Annotated in this window: 10 protein-coding genes; 6 read left to right on the forward strand and 4 right to left on the reverse strand. The window is 62.7% G+C overall.

Going from position 1 to position 17,412, the window contains the following annotated elements; genetic code table 11:
• The first annotated feature begins 14 nt into the window (after nucleotides 1-14).
• Nucleotides 15-992 carry an SGNH hydrolase domain-containing protein gene (locus tag ACXR2T_RS09000; RefSeq protein WP_458838936.1) on the forward strand — a complete coding sequence of 326 codons (978 nt, stop codon included), beginning with the start codon at nucleotides 15-17 and terminating at the stop codon, nucleotides 990-992.
• 38 nt (nucleotides 993-1,030) lie between these two features.
• On the opposite strand, the gene ACXR2T_RS09005 is transcribed toward ACXR2T_RS09000, so the two are convergent.
• Nucleotides 1,031-2,557, reverse strand: coding sequence for a polysaccharide pyruvyl transferase family protein (locus ACXR2T_RS09005; protein ID WP_458838937.1), 1,527 nt, complete (start codon nucleotides 2,555-2,557; stop codon nucleotides 1,031-1,033).
• Nucleotides 2,558-2,686: 129 nt separating this feature from the next.
• Here ACXR2T_RS09005 and ACXR2T_RS09010 point away from each other — a divergent pair, with 129 nt between their 5' ends.
• From ACXR2T_RS09010 to ACXR2T_RS09020, 3 genes are all read left to right on the forward strand, one after another.
• Nucleotides 2,687-5,320 carry a glycosyltransferase family 2 protein gene (locus tag ACXR2T_RS09010; RefSeq protein WP_458838938.1) on the forward strand — a complete coding sequence of 878 codons (2,634 nt, stop codon included), beginning with the start codon at nucleotides 2,687-2,689 and terminating at the stop codon, nucleotides 5,318-5,320.
• Between the two features lie 82 nt (nucleotides 5,321-5,402).
• Nucleotides 5,403-6,269, forward strand: coding sequence for an ABC transporter permease (locus ACXR2T_RS09015; RefSeq protein ID WP_458814832.1), 867 nt, complete (start codon nucleotides 5,403-5,405; stop codon nucleotides 6,267-6,269).
• Nucleotides 6,253-7,398 carry an ABC transporter ATP-binding protein gene (locus ACXR2T_RS09020; RefSeq protein ID WP_458814834.1) on the forward strand — a complete coding sequence of 382 codons (1,146 nt, stop codon included), beginning with the start codon at nucleotides 6,253-6,255 and terminating at the stop codon, nucleotides 7,396-7,398. Before ACXR2T_RS09015 ends, ACXR2T_RS09020 begins: the two co-directional genes overlap by 17 nt.
• An 11-nt stretch (nucleotides 7,399-7,409) precedes the next feature.
• Here ACXR2T_RS09020 and ACXR2T_RS09025 read toward each other — a convergent pair whose 3' ends face one another.
• Together ACXR2T_RS09025 and ACXR2T_RS09030 are read right to left on the reverse strand one after the other, a co-directional pair.
• Nucleotides 7,410-10,958: a bifunctional glycosyltransferase/CDP-glycerol:glycerophosphate glycerophosphotransferase gene (locus ACXR2T_RS09025; protein ID WP_458838939.1), complete on the reverse strand. Its 3,549-nt coding sequence runs from the start codon at nucleotides 10,956-10,958 to the stop codon at nucleotides 7,410-7,412.
• A gap of 96 nt (nucleotides 10,959-11,054) precedes the next feature.
• Nucleotides 11,055-12,350, reverse strand: a complete 1,296-nt coding sequence (locus tag ACXR2T_RS09030; protein WP_458814838.1) for a glycosyltransferase family protein — start codon at nucleotides 12,348-12,350, stop codon at nucleotides 11,055-11,057.
• A gap of 153 nt (nucleotides 12,351-12,503) precedes the next feature.
• Here ACXR2T_RS09030 and ACXR2T_RS09035 point away from each other — a divergent pair, with 153 nt between their 5' ends.
• Together ACXR2T_RS09035 and ACXR2T_RS09040 are read left to right on the forward strand one after the other, a co-directional pair.
• Nucleotides 12,504-14,195 carry a cytidylyltransferase domain-containing protein gene (locus tag ACXR2T_RS09035; protein ID WP_458814841.1) on the forward strand — a complete coding sequence of 564 codons (1,692 nt, stop codon included), beginning with the start codon at nucleotides 12,504-12,506 and terminating at the stop codon, nucleotides 14,193-14,195.
• 38 nt (nucleotides 14,196-14,233) lie between these two features.
• Nucleotides 14,234-15,277: an N-acetylneuraminate synthase family protein gene (locus ACXR2T_RS09040; RefSeq protein WP_458838940.1), complete on the forward strand. Its 1,044-nt coding sequence runs from the start codon at nucleotides 14,234-14,236 to the stop codon at nucleotides 15,275-15,277.
• 89 nt (nucleotides 15,278-15,366) lie between these two features.
• Here ACXR2T_RS09040 and ACXR2T_RS09045 read toward each other — a convergent pair whose 3' ends face one another.
• Nucleotides 15,367-17,400 carry an acyltransferase family protein gene (locus ACXR2T_RS09045; RefSeq protein WP_458838944.1) on the reverse strand — a complete coding sequence of 678 codons (2,034 nt, stop codon included), beginning with the start codon at nucleotides 17,398-17,400 and terminating at the stop codon, nucleotides 15,367-15,369.
• Nucleotides 17,401-17,412 lie beyond the last annotated feature (12 nt).

The following is a 17,412-nucleotide window of genomic DNA, read 5'->3' on the forward strand; positions in this document are numbered from 1 at the left end:
AACTTCACCCTGTTATGAGGTACCGCTTTGTCACGGGCGCGCTCGCCTGCCTGCTGTTGGCGGCCGCCGCGTGCGCTGGCGTGGCGTTTAAGCCCGCTGAGACACAGCAGGAGGCGATTCACGAGCCACCGTCCCAGTTCGCTATCGAGCCGCTGTCTGCGTTGAGCCCGCAGGCTGCACAGCAGCAGGCCACGAAGAGCGACGTGAGATTCGCGCTCACAGATTACCCGGCAATCTACGACTCTGCCTGCTACGCCACGTACGCCCAAAGCAGCATAGGCAAGTGCGTTGTCGTACCCTCAGACGGCGAGTTTTCGGTGTTCTTGGTGGGTGATTCGCACGCCATGCAGTGGAGTTCGCCGCTGCGCGAGATCGCGCAAGACCGGCAGTGGAAGCTGACCGTCATAGGCAAACGAGGCTGCCCGTTTTCATACAACGAGCAAACAAACAACGTCGATGACATGTACCCTGCGTGCGAGGCTTGGAATGAGAATTTGCAAGCCCGGATCAAGCGCGACCGGCCCGACCTCGTCATCACCAGTAACTTCGCGTTCAACAGGGTAGCAAGCCACGGCCGCGTGCTCGATAACGCGGCAGGCGGGGCAGGGGAACGCGCGCTCGCCTCTGGGTTTGTGAAGGCTTGGGCTCCTGTACTGTCTTCGGGCAGCCGCCTCGTGGTGATTCGCGACACCCCCTATTTTGGGTTTCACGTACCCGACTGCATCGCGCAGAACCTGACACGGGTCTCAGCGTGTGACCTAAATTTTCAAGCGGTCGAACGCAAGCAGCCCACCCCAGAAAGCATTGCGGTCGACCGGCTCGACGGTGTCGATCTGCTCGACTTCACGCAAGAGTTCTGCCCCGGTGGCCTGCGCTGCCCCGCAATGATTGACGATGTGATTGTGTGGCGCGACAAGCATCATCTCGCCGACGCATTCGCGCGCAGGCTCACCGGCTCACTCAGCGATGCGTTGAGTGAATACGTCGGGTAGCCGTTGAGTGCCTGCCGTCGCGGGCGTCGTCTGCCGGTCTACTTGCGCAGTTTGGCGTTGATCTTGTCGCGCAGGCCGGCCCCCAACGGCCGCTGACGGTGTCGCACGTGTGCGACCTCTGCCTGCAGCCGTTCGATGTCAGTGCGCGCCTTGCGCAGTTGCGTGGCCATCACTGCTTCGTCGCGCTCGCGCTCCATGCGCGCGATGTCACCCGCGAGCTCGTGCAGGTTCGATTTCTCTTGGTTGATGCGCACCGCTGTGAGTAGCGAACGCGTGTGCGCGTCGGCCCATTCAAACGGTGCCGGGGGCACGAGGTCGCTTTTCACGACGGCGCCAGAACCGGCCGCGTCAGCGACGATGCCGTCCCACCAGGCGCTCTGGTAGGCGCGCTGTTGCTGGCGCACCGCGCTAATATGGGCGTCAAGGCGGGGGCGTTCGCTCGTAAGCGCCGCAAGCACGGGCTCACCAAACAGGTCGTCCCACGCTTCGAACGGAATCGCGAGCGACTCCATTCCTACGTTCTTGAGTGCACCGCGCATGCGCACCGCTGAATAGTAGCTCGTGACGAGGCTCACGGCTGGTACCCCGAGCCCCGCCCCAAACACGACGGGGTGATACCTGGTTGAGAGTGTGAACTGCGCATTAGCGGTCACGGCGGCGAGCGCTTCTGACGTCATCATTTCGAGCGACCGCACACGCTCGGTACGCGCGTAGTGCACGATGCGGCCGTGCCCGTACACGTCGCTGCCCTCGCTGGCAGTGTTGTCGTGGCCGAGTTTGCCCATGTGTGGCAGCAGTACGATGTCGACGTCTAGCTGTTCGACTGTCTTGTCGAGCATCGCGGCAAGCTTGCGGTAGTAGGCCTCACGTGTAAGGCCGGTGGTGCCCGAGTGCATGGTGAAGCTCGCCACTGCGTACCGTTCGGGCAGTTCGAGGCTTGAAGCGGCAGCGCGCGCGTCGTCGTTCGGGTCCATCAAGATCACGTCGTCGAGCGTGTGTACGACGGTGGCATCGTCGTCGCAGAGCTCTCGCATGAGTTCAGCGGTGCTGGCCTCACGCGCGCCAAACACTCGGGCGCTGCAGGCAAGCTCGCGCAGCAGGGCGCGATCTTGTTCAACGATGACGGGCCCGACCGTCTGGCTCGAGATGTAGAGCGGAATGCCGTCGTGGCCAGCGATGCGTGCGAGGAGCAGTCGCTCGAGCAGATGGTTCTCGGTCATGTGCGAGTTGAGATTGCCGCCACCCGCGACAACGATTGCGTCGGCCGCGCGCACTGCCGCGGTGGTCTCGCGCACGCCGTCGGGTAGTTCGGCTTCACCACGCACCGCACGCATGATGAGGTCCATGCGTGCCAGCTTCTTCTCGCGGGTCTTCTCACGCCACAGTTCAAAGCGGCGTACGGCGGGTACACCGTACAGCGGCGCCGAGATCTCTGGGCGATCCGCGATGATCGTCACTTCGGCCCCACGCTGTTGCAGCTGCTGTACGGCCACCTCAGACATCGCTTCATCGCCGAGGTGGTAATTACCGCCGCCACTAATGTCGCCGATTACAATGACCCGCATGACGCTCCTTCAACTCGGCTGGAAAGCCTCAGTGACCCAAGCTTACTGATGTTGACCGCTTCAGATCGGGCACGTCGCTCAGGCCGCGTGTGCACGAGAATTCTCATCGCCAAAGTTTAGGCTAGTGGTGTGACCTTTCCACGCGCGTTCACCCAGTCTGCCGATCCTTCACGTTCGTACGAGACTTGGCCACTCCTCGGCGCACCAGATGCGCTCACGCAACTCGCTGAAGACGAGTTTTACGCGCTTGCGAAGCAGACGCCCTGGCGCATGCTCGCGATCGGTGCCAGGCTGCGCTCGATTGACACGGCCGATGTTCTCGCCCGCGAAGCGACAGCGGGCTCGCATGATTGGGCTGCAATAGCGAAGCCGGTCGACGCCTCGGCTGATTTCGAGCTGCCGCTCGCTTGGGACCTGACACGCATCACAGTCGCTTCGTTGATCGCAGCAGTGCTCGAGCCCGGCCCCGCAAGTTTTGAGAGGGTCATACGCTTGCTCCGCACCCAGCATGACCGTATTCACCTGGGTGTGCGGTGGGCCGAGCCAGCGCTGCGGCTCGCGACGCAAATCGCAGTGCACCAGGGAGCACGCGATGTGTTCGATTGGGCGTGCGGCCACAAGAACTCAGAAGTCGGGGTCGTTTGGGCTGGATCGGTCGATTTCATGGGACCAGCCACGCCAACGTGGGCGGCTGACTTCACCCAGGCCGCTGCGACCGGCACCACTACGCCCGCGCTAGACGCGTGGTGGCGTGCCTGCAACGAGGTGGTCGTGGCTGCGGGTGTCGAACCGTTTGAGTTAGACGTGACTCGCTTCGGCACGCTCGACGTCGACAATCTGTTTGCCGCGTTTCGTGCACCCACTGTGCCTCGGGTCTCGGTGCAAGACGTGCTCCCTGCTGGTGAGCGGGCCGCTGACTCCAGCGCCGCAGATGTGACCGTGAGCGTCATTGTGCCGGCCTATAACCCGACCGTCTCGTTTCTCGCGACGATCCAGTCGCTGCTCGATCAGTCTTGGCCGCACACCGAAATCGTGGTGGTCGACGACTGCTCTCCCGAGGGCCTCGAGTACTTCGAGCAGGCCCAAGCGCTTGACTCTCGCGTACGCGTGATTCGGCTCGCCGAAAACGGCGGTGCGTACCGTGCACGCAACCGCGGCCTGGCCGAGGCGCGCGGCTCTTTCGTCACGTTTCAAGACGCCGATGATCTGTCTCATTCGCGCCGGATCGAGCGCCAGCTGCGCCCGTTGCTCTCTTCGCCGAAGCTCATGGGCACGACTTCTCGCGCGCAGCGCGTACGAGCCGACGGTGCGCTCACGTTCTTTGGCTACCTGTCACACCGCATTAACGACTCGTCACTGCTGTTTCGCAAGGATGAGGTGCTTGCGCGCCTCGGCGGTTTCGATGAGGTGCGCAAGGGTTCTGATTCAGAGTTTCACGAGCGAGTGCAGGCCGCGTTCGGCGCTGAGTCGGTTCTCGCGCTCGAAGACGTGCTCAGCCTCGTGCAACTCACTACGGGGTCGCTGTCGCGCTCTGACTTTCGCTACGGCTGGATGTCTGGCAGCCGGGCAAGCTATTTTCACCAGTTTCGTGCCGCCCACAAGCGCATCGCAGCCACCCCCGAACCAGATTGGCGCTTGGGCCGTGAGCGGCCCCACATCAGTTGGTCTGATCCGGCGCTGCGTGGTGCGAAGAAATCAGGTGAGTACGCCACTGCGGTGCTGGGTGATTGGAAGGCGCGCGTGGAACGCGCGAGCGGGCTCGCGGCGATTGTGCAGGCGGCGTCCGTCGCCGGGGCGCCCGTCGCGTTGCTCACCGGTGTACGGCCGCGGTTTAGCACCGTGCAGCGCGACGGGGTTGCGCCCGAGGTGGCCGAGCTCGTCGAGGGAGCAGGCGCGGTCTGGGCGAACTGGGCCGACACCGCGCACATCGACACTCTCGTGGTGCCCGACCCCGAATACCTCATGTTTCTTCCTGACGCAGCTTCTGCGGGGGTGACGGTCGAGCGGGTCGTTGTCTTACTTGACCAGCCCGTGCCCCACACGCCGCGCGGCATTTCGCTCCCCCCGCTCGATTGGGCTGAACGGCGCGTGACGCAGCGATTTGGCGTGCGCACCGAGTGGGCCAGCAACGCACCAGGTATCGAGGCGCTGCTGCGCGCGGAGGGGCGCGCGCAGGTTCCGCATCCATTCGACGTTCCGTTCGACGTTGGGCATGGGCAGCAAGCGCCCGAGCAGCGGGGGCACGAGCAGCGGGGGCACGAGCGCGCCGACGGCAAACGCCCGACGGTCGGCGTCGCGCTACCTGCGCCCGCCGATAAGAGCGTTCTCGAGCCCGATGCCGCGCTAGCGTTTTTCACGCGAGTACGACCTGAGCACGCAGACCTCGTGGTCTACGACGAAGTCGGCCTGTTCGACGCCCTCACGACTCGTGACCTGCAGCCGTGGCACGACGCTTCAGTCACGCTGCTGCGCGGTGATCAGCACAGCCGGCGTGAGTTCATGGCGAGGCTAGACGCGCTCCTCGTTGACCCGTTCGACGCACAATTGCTCTCGTCGGCCTCGTGGATCGCGCTCGCGCACGAGACCAATATTCCAGTGTTCGCACCCCGGTCATACGCTGCGGCATACGGCGATCGCGTGCACACGTACACCCGAGACGGAGCCAAAGATCTCGTCAATCTACATCTGCTTAATGCCCGGATCATAGGTGACTCAAGGGTTCACGGCCGCTCTCCCCTAGCTGGTCTCGACCCCTATTTCTAGGGTGCGAGGGGTGGCGCTTCGGGCCCGGGATAGCCTAGCGGCTCAGCTCAGACACGGCCACCCCCGCGTATACTGCAAAGCTATGGCTGCACAGACTGTCCTCAAGGACCCGGAGTTCATGACTCCAGGGTCTGGCAAGGGCCTCCTTGATATCTTCAGTCGCCGGTACCTACTTTCGCTTCTCTTGCGCAAGGGTATGCGAACTCGCTACTACGGCTCACTGCTGGGATGGCTCTGGTCGTACCTGCGGCCAGCCGCGCAGTTCTTGATGTACTTTCTGGTGATCGGCGTGATCCTCAAGGTCAACCGCGGTATTCCAGAGTTTCCGGTGTACCTTTTTGCGGGCATCGTGGCGGTCAACCTCTTCAGCGAGGTGCTGCGCAACACGACCGGTTCTATCACCGACAACTCGTCCCTCGTGCGCAAGATCTATTTTCCGAGAGAGCTCTTTCCAGTAGCGGCCACCGGTGTTGCGCTGGTCCACTTTCTACCGCAGGCAGCGCTGCTGCTCACCGTGGGTCTCTTCTTAGGTTGGACGATCGGCTGGATGCAGGTCTTTGCATTCGTGGCGGGAATGCTGATCATCGTGTTGTTTGCGCTGGGGCTCGGGCTCCTGTTTGGCGCGATCAACGTGAGCTACCGCGACTCGAAGAACATCGTTGACATCATTCTCATGTTTTCAACCTGGGCTTCGCCGGTACTGTACTCCTGGCAGATGGTCTACGACCGCGCCCCTACCTGGTTGTTCGATCTCTACATGCTCAACCCGATGACGACCGCGATTGAGCTGTTTCACGACGCATTCTGGCTGCCGCTCGCGCCAGACGCTGCGCGCCCCGAGAACCTCATGCTCAACACGGGCTTGGGGCTCGGCATCGCCGTGTTCACGCTGTTCATTGGCCAGTTCGTCTTTCGCCGTTTGGAGGTTAACTTTGCCCAAAATCTCTGATGCTACGGCAGCACCGAACCCCGCGTCTGCAACCAAACCAGCCATCGTCTTGCACGAGGTGACGAAAACTTTTCGGGTAAAGCACACACAGTCGTTTAAAGAGACGCTCATCGCGTCGCTCAAACGCAAGCCCATCTCGACGGTCTTCACGGCCGTCGATAACCTCAGCATTGAGGTGCCTGTCGGTGAGTCTGTTGCCGTCATGGGGCGCAATGGTTCGGGCAAGTCCACGACCCTCAAGATGCTTTCTGGTGTGCTTCGGCCCGACGCTGGTTGGATTCGCATTCGAGGGCGAGTCGCTGGCCTGCTTGAGGTGGGCGCTGGTTTTCACCCCGACCTCACCGGTCGCGAAAACGTCTATCTCAATGCCGCGATTCTTGGCATGACGAAAGAAGAGACCGAGGCGCGCTTTGACGACATCCTCGAGTTCTCTGAGATCGGTGAGTTCATCGATACCGAGGTGAAGCACTACTCGTCAGGCATGTATTCGCGCCTGGGGTTTGCGGTGGCGGTGCACACCGAGTTCGACGTGCTTCTCGTCGACGAGGTGCTCTCTGTGGGCGACGCCCAATTTCGCGAGAAGTGTAATGTGCGCATCAAAGAGCTCACACAGCTCGGCAAAACCGTCTTTGTGGTGAGCCACAACACCTCACAGGTGCGCGAGATCTGCGAGCGCGGCATCGTGCTCGAGAACGGCAAGATGGTGTTCGACGGCCCCATCGAGACCGCGGTCGAGTTCATTAAACCGAAGCTGGCGCCGATTCCTGGCGCGCCCGACGGCGGGTTTCCCATTACGGGGCCCATCGAGCGCCTGCACGCACAGAACCCCACCCGCTGGGGCCGTGCACTCCGCGAGCAGGAGGCCATCGCCGAGAACGGCGGCGGCTTCATTCAAGAGTTCGAACGCGGCATCCTCACGACCTCGAAGGCGTTGAAGACCACCAAGGGCATTGCCCGCGGCGCGTTCTGCACCGCCTACCTCAAGCATGGCGGGCCCGCCGGCCGGTGGGGGTTTCTCAACGGCACGCCCACGGGCAGCTCGAACGAGGGAACGCGTGAGCTGCGCTTTCAGTACGGTCAAGCCGCTTTCGACCCCGAGCTGGGTGTCTACTTCACACCCAACGACTAAGCGCGCAAGCTCTACGCATCGCCACGGGGCGCAAACACTGTGTCGATGAGGCGCGCGGTCGCGTGCCCGTCTTCGAGCTCCATGTAGCGCGCCAGAAACTCCCGACGCTCGGGTTCGTGCTGTGCGGCGACCTCTTCTGCGCGCCGGATCAAGCCCTCGAGTTCTGATTGGCTGCGCACGAGGGGCCCCGGTGTCGTATCTTCATACGGCACCAAGCTGCCACGCCCGTGGAAGTATGTGTCTTCGTCTGGCACATAGTAGAAGACCGGTTTCGCTGTGAGTGCGTAGTCAAATCTGAGCGATGAGTAGTCGAGCACGGCCATGTCTGAAGCCAGTATCAGGTCGTTGATGTCTGGGTAGTCGGTGACATCGATCACCTTGTCGCTCGCCGACGTGCCCACTCGCGCGTTAAACGGGTGCCCGCGCAGCAGCAGCGTGTACCCCGCACCGAGCGCCGCCACCAGTCGTTCGACGTTGAGCAGCTCAACCATCTCTGCCGTGAAGTCATCGGCCGACATGTAGTCCCGAAACGTGGGCGCGTAGAGAATCGCCTTCGTGGAGGCCTGGATCCCCAAACGCTCTCGCACGGCCGCACGGCGTGCGTCTGCACTGTCGTTCAGCAGCGCATCATTGCGGGGGTAACCGATCTCGAGAATGTCGCCAGCGACGTCGTTCGCGTCGCGGTAGAACTCGAGCAGGCAGCCGGTCGCATACTTCGCAGGCGAGACAAGGTAGTCCCATTCTTGGGCTCGTCGCAGCAGTGACTCCTGGCGTGACGAGTCGAACCCGACCTTGTCCCACCACTGCTTGCCGTTGAGCTTGAACGGATACCCGTGAAATGTTTGTATGAGCACCTGGCCGGCTGGCTTCACGTACCAATCGGGCTGGTGCACGTTCACCATGAAGTACTGCGCTGTTCCGAGCGCCTCATAGTACGCTCGGGTCTCTTCGACGACCACCGTCGCGTCTTCAGGCACCGGCACTGAGCGGTCTTTCACTGCCCAGATCAGTTCGAGGTCGCTGCCTCGGCGTCGGAGTTCGCGGTGCAGCGCGAGCGCCGAGTCATTGGCGGCTTCGCCGTAGAGGTTACGAAACACGATTGAGCGTTGGCCACCGGGCTGCAGCGTGAGAAAGCGGTCCCGCATGCGGGCCCGGTTACCGTAGCCCTGCTCTTCGGGGGCTTGGGGCGGCTGCAGGCTACACACCAGTAGGCCCTGCGCCGAGCGCATCACCGTGAGCCGTACCAATTCGCCGTACTGGACGATAGGAAACTCTGCGACCAGTTTGCCTGAGAGATAGAACGGCACGCGAGAACCGTCGGCGGTGGTTCCCTCAAACTCAAACCGGCCGGGGGCAATCGCGGTTCGCCCGGTTCCCCACAGGTCCTCCGTCAACGGCAGCACCACGTGCACCCGTTCGCCTGCTGCGGGGCTGCTGCTGTCTACCCGGCACGGCCTCGTGCCCGCGCTTACGCTCGCAAGATGCAGCGCTCCCTTGGGCAGAGTCACGTCAAGCCGCAGTTCGGTGTCGCCCAGTGATACGCCAGTCACCAGCGCCGCACCGCGCAGGTCAACGACGAGCACACGACCTGCTGGCTCTCGTCGCGCGTGCAGCTGTGGCACGACCTGTACCACCGACTGCGGGCCCGCCAGTTCAGCGGTGCCTGGCTCACGCGCGTCGACGGGAAAGACGAGCTCCCTGGTAAGCCTGCGTGCGGCCAAAATATACTCGTGCGGGCCACGCTCAAGATCGGGGAGAGCGACGGCCGCAGTGACCCGGTCATCGCCCAAGTCGGTCACAGCCGACGCCGCGACCACGTCGCCGCCCCGGCGGTCCAACAACACAATTTCATTCACGTCAGAGAGGTGGCATTCGATCTCAACGTGAAGAGTGGTGTCGTCTGACTGGGCGCTGAGCAGCTTCGCTTGCGGCGTCGTGACTCGCAGCGTAGCAACAGCGCCATCGCTTCCCTCAAACGCGCAGAGCCGCCTGCCCCCATCAAACAGCGCCGCGATGGCAAACACCGTGCGGCCATCGATCAGCAGTGATCCGGAGCGCGCGAATGCGCCCGCCACGATCGATACCTCGATGACATAGTCGCCGCTTGTGGTGAGTAGATCTGCGGGGATCGAAGCGGCCGCGGCCGCCATCGCGTTGTCGGCGTACCGGCGGGTGTGGTTGAGCGCCGCCACCGCGTCTCGGTAGCGGGCGACGGCCAATTCGCTTCGGGTGCCGTCGGGGGCAACGAGAGTAGCCTCGACCCGCAGGTCTTCTACATCCATGCGCAGGTGGTTCACGTGCGCGAAGAACTGCACCTCGACGGCTGAGCCTTGGTCAGTCACGGTGATGCCGCGCAGAGCGGTTTCAAGCTCGGTCTCTGGGGTCGCGAAGGCGAGCTCTTGCTCGGTAACGAACGGCGCGATCTCTTCGCGCAACGGCATCTGGGCAATGATCTGCCTGCCGTGCACGCTGCCGCCAAAGTCGTCTCGGTTCCAGCCACCGCGCTGTAAAAACTCGAGGGCCAGGTCACGCTGATTCGCGACGGTCAGCGCAAACAACACTTTCTTGCGAGCCTCGATGCCCTGCGACATGGCTGGGTTCACACGCTCGACGAGGTACTGCGCTGCCTCCCTGAAGATGTCCCACGACTCGCCCTCCATGCGCCCAATGTTGCGCAGGTAGTCGCCAAAGTTGTTGTTCATCAGTTGCACAATGCGCAAATCTCTGGCGGCGTTAAGCCCGTTCTCCTCGAGAATCTCGAGCGAACGCTGCACGGCAGTGTGGTGATCGCGAAGGTTGCGGGGCTGCGTTGCGTTGTGGGTGGTTGAGCCGCCGCGAATGCGCCAGTTGATGCCCACGTATGAGCGCACATCGATGCCCTGCGCTGAGGTGAACGCCGACATCGTGAGGGCTTGATCTTCGAAGAGCAGCCCTTCGGGGAACTCGAACTTCTGCGCATCCCAGAACGTACGCCGGTACACCTTGCTCGTGGCGATGGTGTTCACCATAATCTCGGGGTAGTCCGCGAGCGTCACGCCCGAGCGGTTGGTGGCATGTGCTGCCCGAATCCAGGGTGCTGCGGGCAGAATCGACCCGTTCTTCTCTCGCTGGTAGGCGAGCACCGCCAGGTCAGACCCAGACTCTTGCAGCGACGCGATCGCGTCACTGTAGATGCGCCGGCCCACAAAGTCGTCACTGTCAAAGAAGGTGAGAAACTCGCCACGCGCGTGCGTTATGCCGTTATTGCGAGCAGCGCTCGGGCCAGCGTTCTGTTGACGAATCAGTTTGATGCGCGGGTCACGTTTGGCATACCGGCGCACGATCTCGGCGCTGCCGTCTGGTGAGCCATCGTCGACGAAAATGAGCTGCGTGTTCACGTACTCCTGCGCGAGCAGCGACTCAATGCACTCGGCGAGGTACCGTTCTACGTTGTAGACGGGTACGACGATACTCAGCATCCCCGGCACAAGCCCCGGTGAGAGCTCAGCGCGAGCTCGAATGGCGAGACGTTTACCGAAGCGCAAACCGGCCCGTAACCGATCGTTTGCTGCTTGCCTCATGCGTCAACAGCTCCTGTCACTGCCACAAATCTGTCGTTCTACTAGAACGACTCTACCGGCTTGCACCTGGTCAGGGCCGGGTCGCGGCGCCAGACGCTAGCGCGCTGCGACCGGTGTGTCAGCGAGCCAGGAGCCGCTCAGGGCGACGCCCGCTTTGCCCCAGCCGTCATGAATCTGGGCGGGCCGGCCAGCGGCGCCCTGCGAGCGCACGCGGTCAAGCAGCTGCGCGAGCGCGTTACGCGCGGCCGCACCGTCGTGCTCGCACCAGCGCAGTGCGTGTTCTCGCAGCGCGACGCGGTCAATTTCGCCGCGGCGTGCTCGCTGCGCAAACGACGTCGCGTCGGCTGCCCTTCGAATCGCTGGATACACCGACTCGTCTTCTAAGAATGGATAGTTCACAGCGTCTTCACTTAGCCGCACCGTCGCTGTCGGAATGCCGAGTGCCGCGCTCTCCCAGGCCACTCCGCTCGAGAACTGAAAGAGGAACGGGGGGCCGGTGCGCAACAAGTCAAGGGTGCGATCCCCCTCGTACACCGCCCACCCCGTGGGCAGCAGCGCGTCGATGACGGCCCGGTCCGACCGCGGATGCGGCGCGATCACCATCGGCCCCATCTCCTCACCGGCCACAGCTTCAACGATGCTCCGGATCGTGGCCTCGGGGTGTGGAGACAGCGCGAGCACTCCGGGCCCGGTCAGATCGATATCGGGCATGGGTGCCGCCAGCACATCACTCGCGAGGTTGCCGACCGTGTCGAGCGCGTTTGACTCGACTAAGAGCCGTTCGGCGTAGAAGTCGCGCTCACCCTCGCCGCGAAGACCCGCGTAGGTGACGGGAAGATCGAGGTATGCCCCGTTGGTGGCGACGGGGGCGTGCGGCACGTACACCACGGGCACCTGCTGCTCTCGCGCTGCCGCGGCGAGCGCCCGCATGATCGGAGAGTGCTGGCTCGAGATGAGCACACCCGCGTACTCGCGCAGGTTCATGCCCTGGTAGATCGAATACGCGAGCGCCACTTTGAAGAGTTGGTTCTCGAGCGAATCAGCGACCGCGATGTCGAGGCGGCTTTCGAGGGCCTTACGCAGTCGCTTTTGGGCGCCGCGCACGTTCTTGGCTCCGAGCACGCGCTGCCGAGCTGACTCCGTTGGGGCCTGCACCTCGATGGGTGTTGCCGTGTCGGCGGTGAGCGGATCGACAGCACGGGCCTGGTTCACCGTCTCTGTGACTACGAGAAAGCCGTTGTACTGGGCATGGTTGGCGGGCCGGAACGGGCGCTGTTCGGGCGGCAGCGTGCGCAGCTTGTCGGGCAGGGGCCCTCTGAGATGGCACAGGTCAATTGCCGGCCTCATGCACCAGAGCAGGGTCTCGGCGGCATCGTTGAACAGTCTCAGCACGGGGGCTCCTCACGCGAATCCGTCGGTGTGAGTTCACTATATTGGGAGTCTGCCCGGCTGTGGCATTCTGCGCGTGCCTGTGCGCACGCAGGAATGTTCGCCCGCCCGCGAGCGAGTAAGATTTTGACGAGTGCCCGGGACTTCCCTGGCTCGATGCTGCCGAGGAGTGTGTGCGGATTGCACGAAGCATGGGTGTTGATTCCGGCCCGGGGTGGATCGGTAGGGATCCCGCGCAAGAATGTGCGTATGCTCGGGGGCAAACCGCTGATCCGGCACGTGATTGACACAGCCCTCGAGGTGCTGCCTGCGAGCCGAGTCGTCGTTGTGACCGACGATGCAGAGATCGCAGAGGCAGCCGAGCGCGGGGGCGCGGTCGTGGCCTTCGAGACTATGGCGACCCCTCCCGAGGAGCCCCTCGATACCAAAATCGTGCGTAATCTGCCGTTCTTGCGCAGCCTGGGAGCACAGGTTGGCGACCCGGTGCTGACTGTGCAGCCCACTTCGCCGCTTCTCAAAGCCTCGACGATTCGCGCGGCGATTGAGTTGTTCGCAGACCCCCACGTGCGCTCGGTGCTTACGGTTGCCGACGATCAGCATCTGCGCTGGCGGGCTGACGATGCCGGGAACATCGTGCCCGCATACGCAGCGCGCGTGAATCGGCAGCTCTTGCCGCTCGAGTACCGCGAAACCGGCGGCGTTATTGCAGCCCGGCTCGGAGACATTGAGCGATCGGGGACCCGGGTGATCGAACCGGCGCGCGTGCTACCGCTGGCGGCCGACGAAGCCGTCGACATCGACACATTCTCTGACCTCTACGCTGCGGCGCACCTGCTCAGCCGCAAGCGCATCGCCATTCGTGTGGACGCCTCGCGCACACTCGGCATGGGGCACGCCTATCGCATGCTGGCGTTCGCGGCCGAGATGGCCCGCCACGACCTGACGATCTACCTCAACAGCACAGCGACGCTCGGTCAGCAGCTGTTCGCGGCGTACCCGTATCGGGTTGAGCTTGTAGATGATGAGCCCGACTTTGTGTCACGGGTCGCCGCGGCGCAGCCCGATCTGGTGGTCTTTGACGTGCTCGATACCACCGCGGAGTTAGTGATTGCGGTGCGCGAGGCAGCGCCAGCGGGCAAGATCATCTCGTTTGAAGACCGCGGTACCGGTGCGGAGGCCGTCGACCTGCTCGTCACCGAGTTCATCTCGAACCCGGCGGTGCCCGCGACCCGCAAGCTCGAGGGCATTGAGTATGCAATTCTGTCACCCGCGTTCGAGACCGAGGTCGTACCGGGCAGCGCCCCTGCCGACCCCGTGACCGAGGTGCTCGTGCTCTTTGGCGGTACAGACCCTTCAGGGCTCGCCGTGCGCACGCTGCGCTCGCTTGCGCGCGTTGAGTTCGCGGGCCGGGTGACGGTCGCCCGTGGGCTCGGCGCCGCTCCCATCGATTTGACCGGTTTAGAGCCGCTGCCATATCTATTGGACGTGCTCGACGACGTGAAGAACATGCCCGCGCTCATGGCGCGGGCCGACATCGCCTTCACCTCTGCTGGCCGCACAGTGATCGAGCTGCTTTCTCGTGGAGTACCAGCGGTGTGCCTCGCGCAGAACGAAAAGGAACTCACACACACGCACGCCACCGCGCAGAACGGCGTGTGGAAGTTGGGTCTCGGAGCGCAGGTGAGTGACTTGGATCTCGACGCTGCGACACGCACCATGCTCACGGACACCGCCTTACGGTTCGAGTACGCAGCCCGGGCCCGGGCCGCGGGCTCAAAACGCAGGAATCGGCGAACTATCTCTGAGATACTGACACGACTGGATTTTGAGGATTTTCCTGAGATCTAGGCTGCCCCACTCCAGCTGCTTGAAAGCGAAGGCCGACCGTGTTTGAACGTCCGTATGCCGATCCCTACATCATCGCCGAGATTGGCATGAACTATGAGGGTTCAATCGACCGAGCGAAGGCCATGATTGCCGCCGTCGCGCGCGCGGGCGGCCACGCTGCTAAGTTTCAGACGTACAAGGCCGACACACTCGCGAGCGTGCACAACAGCCCGTCGTACTGGGACACCACGCAAGAACCGACCACGTCGCAGCACGAACTGTTTCAGCGCTTTGATGCTTTCGGGGCTGACGAGTACGCGGAGCTGGCGGCGTACTGCGCCGAGGTCGGCATAGATTTCCTTTCAACCCCCTTCGACCTCGAGGCGGTCGATATGCTCGCGCCGCACATGCCAGCGGTCAAGGTTGCGTCAGCAGACCTCACTAACGTGCCGCTGCTGCGGGCTGTCGCGGCGACGGGTAAGCCCGTGATCGTGTCTACGGGTGCTTCAACGCACGCTGAGGTTGAACGTGCCCTCGACATTCTTGAAGCTGCGGGCGTGCAAGAGATCGCGCTGCTGCACTGCGTGCTCCGCTACCCCACGCCTCACGCCCACGCGAACCTGCTCGGCATCGGGCGCCTCCGCGAAGAGTTCGGTCACCGCGCCGTGATCGGGTATTCAGACCACGTCGCGCCCACCGCAGACGACCGCATGCCGGCGATTGAGATGGCCGCTGTCATGGGTGCCCGCGTCATCGAGAAGCACTTCACTGATGACCGCACGGCTGTGGGCAACGATCACTACCATGCCTTCGACGAAGCGCTCCTCAAGGGATACGTGGACTCGCTTGCTGAAATTCGTGAGCTTGCGGGCGACGGTGTGCCCGACATTGGAGCGCAGATCGCCGCCGTCACGAACGCGCGCAGGCGCATCTTCACGAAGCGAGACATTGCTGCCGGTGAAACGCTGCGGGAGGCCGACCTCATCGCGCTGCGCGCCAACACCGGAATCGAGATTGCCGAGTGGGACGCTGTCGTAGGCGTCACGCTCACCACGGCCAAGCAAGCAGGCGAGCCGATCTACGTCGACGACCTCGCACGGTAACTGGTGTGAGCGTTGAGGTGGCTCACGGGGCTTCCGTGAGCCACCTCAACGCAGCAACGTCGCAGTCCTCACACTAGACTCATACGTCGCTATATCTTGCTGTGCGTGGTTGTTCGTTCGCCCGCGAGCGCACCCTGCAGTTTCTCGAGCATTACGGGAGTCATTGCAAGCGAGAACGACTTTGACAAGTGATGTGAATCTTTAAACACAAGCATGTTGTCTTGAATGAGCGGGCAGGTCTCTGCGCACACGTAGTTTGTGAAGTCGAGCAGCGTCAGATTGTAGTCTTCGACGAGTTGCTCGTCGACTGCCCGCAGCAGCGAAGACAGCCCTTGGTCCCGTGAAACGGAGCAAGAATCGGGGTCGTTAAGCGCCCCCGATAGGCAGGACATCGGGTCACCAGGAAACTTCGGGGTATCCGCGAGTAGAGCGACAACACTTTTCTCGGGAAGTGACTCAACGAGATCCTGCATCCCAGCGTCGTAGTTGATCGCCTGGGATTCACTGTTTCCACCGAATGACGACGTAATGACAATTACATCCGGCGGGTCCTTCATCAGGTAATCTCTAACGGCACTTTTCCAAGCAGCGCATTCCGGCGATTCTTTGCCCCCTGACACGAGACTTCTCACTTGAGGAGGGCAACCGCTGCGCGTATGAGCAGTGAGCATGATCTCACCGGAGTCAGCAATTGCTTCAAGGGCTGGCGCCCACTGAGCTGCGTGTGAGTCGCCAACGAGCGCCACGGTGGGGGCATCTGGGTTACTCCCGTAGGTACATGCCGGTAGAGGTCCAGATGCTGTCGTATTCAGATTGCAACCGGGGCCGGTCGGGACAGCTGCCTCGGACTGGAAGTCCTGCAGCCGTACGCTCAGGTTGTCTCCCACAAACGGGGCTGACGCCGGGTCGATTGTCGGCATGAAAGCCGCCGCGGCCCTACCAGCGTTGAGCTCGGCGGGTGCGATTGACCGCATTCCTACAGCCGAGATGCCTGCTACGAGCACACCGCACATCACAGCGGCGACAAGCGGGGGCCAAACGACCGTGACCTGTTTGTCGCCCACGGCTTTGACCTTCGGCTTGCGAAACGGAGTCTCTACAAACCGATAGCAAAGCCAACCTACGGGGATCGAAACCGCACCGAGTAGCAGGGAATGCCATAGTTCAAGCGGCTGCATCCAAGAGTTCGTCGCCTGTGGGATCACCAGTAGGGGCCAGTGAACGAGGTACACCGAGTACGATACGGCCCCGACCCAGAGGGCTGCTCTGTTCTGCAACAGTGTGGCAAGAACGCCGTCGTAGGGGCCTACAAAGATAATCGCGGCCGTCGCGACGACTGGTATGGCGGCGTAGTAGGAGGGGAACGGAGTGCTGTCGTTGAAGGTCAGCGCCGTAGCGATCAGCGCGATGAGTCCGGCGGATCCGACGAGAGCCCGAGTGATCGCACCAATTCTCCACTCACGATGTGTCAACGCCAGGGCAACGAGGCCGCCGACGCCCAACTCCCAAGCGCGGGTAGGCAGCAAGAAAAAGGCCCACGGCTGATTTGTCTGGGTGAGGAGTATTGACCCAATGAACGACGCGGCGACGAGCACGACGACTGCCCCGATCACCACGTTCAGGTTGCGCTTGGTGAGGCGGTAGATCGCCCAGAGGATGAACGGCCAAAGCAGGTAGAACTGCTCTTCGATGCCCAGTGACCAGTAGTGCTGAAAGAGGCTGGGCTCGGGCTGTGAAAGGTAGTCCGTGCCCTCGCGCGCAAACAGCAGGTTGGGCACGTACATGGCAGTCCAGGCCGCGTCGCGTGAGATGCGTGCCAGTTGCAGTGGCGGCACAACAAGCCAAGCAACCGCGAGACTCGCGACCAACACCACAAATGAGGCTGGCAGAATGCGGCGCACTCGGCGCGAATAGAAGTCAGCGAACGAGAATCGACCACTGCCCAGAGATTTGACGATGTGTCCCGTGATCAAGAACCCTGAGATCACGAAGAAGATGTCGACTCCGACGAACCCACCGGTCAGGTAAGGCAGGTGCGCGTGATACAACACCACCAGCATGACGGCGATCGCCCTCAGCCCCTGAATATCAGGCCGGAATCCCTGGCTGTTGCCCGTTTTCATCAATCCGCTTTC

It is taken from the genome of Leucobacter faecis, from assembly GCF_054456635.2.

Bases quoted from the DNA above. Each gene is read 5' to 3' on its own strand.
- ACXR2T_RS09000 (WP_458838936.1), top strand. From the start codon at position 15: ATGAGGTACCGCTTTGTCACGGGCGCGCTCGCCTGCCTGCTGTTGGCG.
- ACXR2T_RS09015 (WP_458814832.1), top strand. From the start codon at position 5,403: ATGGCTGCACAGACTGTCCTCAAGGACCCGGAGTTCATGACTCCAGGG.
- ACXR2T_RS09045 (WP_458838944.1), bottom strand. From the start codon at position 17,400: ATGAAAACGGGCAACAGCCAGGGATTCCGGCCTGATATTCAGGGGCTG.
- ACXR2T_RS09005 (WP_458838937.1), bottom strand. From the start codon at position 2,557: ATGCGGGTCATTGTAATCGGCGACATTAGTGGCGGCGGTAATTACCAC.
- ACXR2T_RS09025 (WP_458838939.1), bottom strand. From the start codon at position 10,958: ATGAGGCAAGCAGCAAACGATCGGTTACGGGCCGGTTTGCGCTTCGGT.
- ACXR2T_RS09035 (WP_458814841.1), top strand. From the start codon at position 12,504: ATGCTGCCGAGGAGTGTGTGCGGATTGCACGAAGCATGGGTGTTGATT.